The organism is Arenimonas sp. (genome assembly GCF_036275555.1).
GTDB lineage: Bacteria > Pseudomonadota > Gammaproteobacteria > Xanthomonadales > Xanthomonadaceae > Arenimonas.
This window is the reverse complement of the sequence record NZ_DASUDO010000022.1, coordinates 1-2,132: the sequence shown is the minus strand read 5'-3', so window position 1 is coordinate 2,132 and position 2,132 is coordinate 1. Positions and strand designations below refer to the sequence as shown.

The following is a 2,132-nucleotide window of genomic DNA, read 5'->3' as shown; positions in this document are numbered from 1 at the left end:
GAGCGTCGGCTCGGTGTAGGGCTCCAGCCACTTGGCCTTGCCGAAGCGGGACTGGAAGGTGAGGGTCCAGGCATCGGGCGCCAGCTGCAGCATCTCCGCCAGCAGCCGGCCGGTCTTGCGGCATTCGCAGTGGTAGGGATCTCCCAGGTGCAGCGTGCGTTCCGGCACGCCGTGGAAGCTCATGACCAGGTGGTCGGGCCGGCCGTGTTCGCGCCAGTGCCGCTCGATGCTGCGCGCGAGCGCCTGCAGGTAGCCGCGGTCGTCGTGGTAGCGGTTCACGAAGCGCAGCTCCGGAATCGACCGGCGCGCCTGCGCCCATTGCACCACGGCATCGATCACGCTGGCGGTCGTCGTGCCGGAGTACTGCGGGTAGGCGGTGAGCACCAGGATGCGGTCGGCACCGGCGTCGGCCAGCGCATCGAGCTGCGAGGCGATCGACGGATTGCCATAGCGCATCGCATAGGCGACGCGCACGCGGTGCCCGTGCTCGCCCAGCCACCCCTGCAGCCGCTTGGCCTGCCTTTCCGTCCACACCTTCAGCGGCGAACCCTCGGGCGTCCAGATCGTCGCGTACTTGGCCGCCGACTTCGCCGAGCGCAGGGGCAGGATCACGCCGTACAGCAGCGGCAGCCACAGCGCGCGCGGGATCTCCACCACCCGCGGGTCGGCCAGGAACTGCGCGAGGTAGCGCCGCACGGCGGCGGGCGTGGGTTCGTCGGGCGTGCCCAGGTTGCAAAGCAGGACGGCGGTGAAGGGCGCCTGCCCGTGCTGGTGGGCGGGGCGTGCGGGGGTGCTGGCGGTCGCGGGCATGAGGTATTCTCGCCGCCATGCTGGACGTCGGGAAAATCAGGGCCATCACCATCGATCTCGATGACACGCTGTGGCCGATCTGGCCCACGATCGAGCGGGCGGAAAAGGCGCTGCACCACTGGCTGTGCGAGCACGCGCCGATGACGGCGGCGCTGTTCGCCAACCCCGCTGCCCTGCGCGACATTCGCGCCGAGATGACCGGTGCGCGGCCGGACCTCAAGCACGACATGAGCGCGCTGCGCAGGGAATCGATCCGGCTTGCGCTGTATCGGGCCGGCGAGGACCCGCAGATGGCCGATCCCGCCTTCGAGGTCTTCTTCGCTGAACGCCAGCGCGTCACGCTCTTCGAAGACGCGCTGCCCGCGCTCGAATACCTGTCGGCCCGCTATCCGCTGGTGGCGCTGTCCAACGGCAACGCCGACCTGCATCGCATCGGGCTGGCGCACCTGTTCCGGGCCAGCATCTGCGCCCGCGAATTCGGCGTGGGCAAGCCCGATCCGCGCATCTTCCACGCCGCGGCCGGCGCGGCCGAAACGATGCCGCAGCACATCCTCCACATCGGCGACGACGCCACGCTGGATGCCCTGGGCGCGCTCAACGCGGGCATGCAGGCAGCCTGGCTGAACCGTTCCGACGCGATCTGGCCGCACGAGCAGGAGCCGCACATCGAGCTGGCCCACCTCGGCGACCTGAGCGACCTGATTCCCTAGGACCCCAGGCGTTCGGCCACGGCGAGGCCCGCGCGCACCGCGCCTTCCAGCGTCGCCGGATACGGGCCTTCGACGTAGTCGCCGCAGGCCCAGAGGCCGGGCGCGATGGCGACAGCCGGGCGCCGCAGCCCCGGAACGCAGGCGAAGGTGGCGCGCTTCTCCACGATGGTCTTCAGCGGCTGCAGCTTCCAGCCGAGGCCGGCCGCCTGCGCGATCACTTCGCGCTCCAGGGTGTCCTTGTCCGCATGGCTCGCGCTCACGACGAAGGCGAGCAGGCCCGGCGGCCCCCCGAGCTGGCCGCGGTCGAAGACGAACTGCGCCGGAGCCCCCTCACCGGAAGGCAGGGCCAGCATCGGCAAGGGCAGCCGCGGCCCGCCGGTGGCATAGACGGTGGCGATCGCCTCGAAGGCGAGGGCATCGGCGCGCGCGAGCCAGTCGGCCGCCGGCACGCCGCTTTCGCGCACGAGGCGGGCGGCTTCGGTGGGCTGGGTGGCGAGGATCGCGTCGTCGAAACGCTGGCCCGCCACCGCCCAACCCCCGCGCGGATGCCGTTCGACGTGCGCACGCTCCGCCAGGCGCAGCTGCGCCCCGTGGGCGAGCAGCCAGCGCTGC

The 2,132-nt window shown here is 71.6% G+C and carries 3 protein-coding genes; 1 reads left to right on the top strand and 2 read right to left on the bottom strand.

Annotation, left to right across the window (positions count from 1 at the left end):
* Window positions 1–810 (bottom strand): ferrochelatase (gene hemH / locus VFV21_RS06015; protein ID WP_329668568.1); only part of this gene is annotated, 810 nt, incomplete at its 3' end.
* 17 nt (window positions 811–827) lie between these two features.
* Between hemH and VFV21_RS06010 the strand changes: the two genes are divergently transcribed.
* Window positions 828–1,520: an HAD-IA family hydrolase gene (locus tag VFV21_RS06010; protein WP_329668567.1), complete on the top strand. Its 693-nt coding sequence runs from the start codon at window positions 828–830 to the stop codon at window positions 1,518–1,520.
* On the opposite strand, the gene VFV21_RS06005 is transcribed toward VFV21_RS06010, so the two are convergent.
* A partial coding sequence (locus VFV21_RS06005) for a hypothetical protein (RefSeq protein ID WP_329668566.1) occupies window positions 1,517–2,132 on the bottom strand: 616 nt, incomplete at its 5' end. The two genes, VFV21_RS06010 and VFV21_RS06005, sit on opposite strands and share 4 nt — an antisense overlap.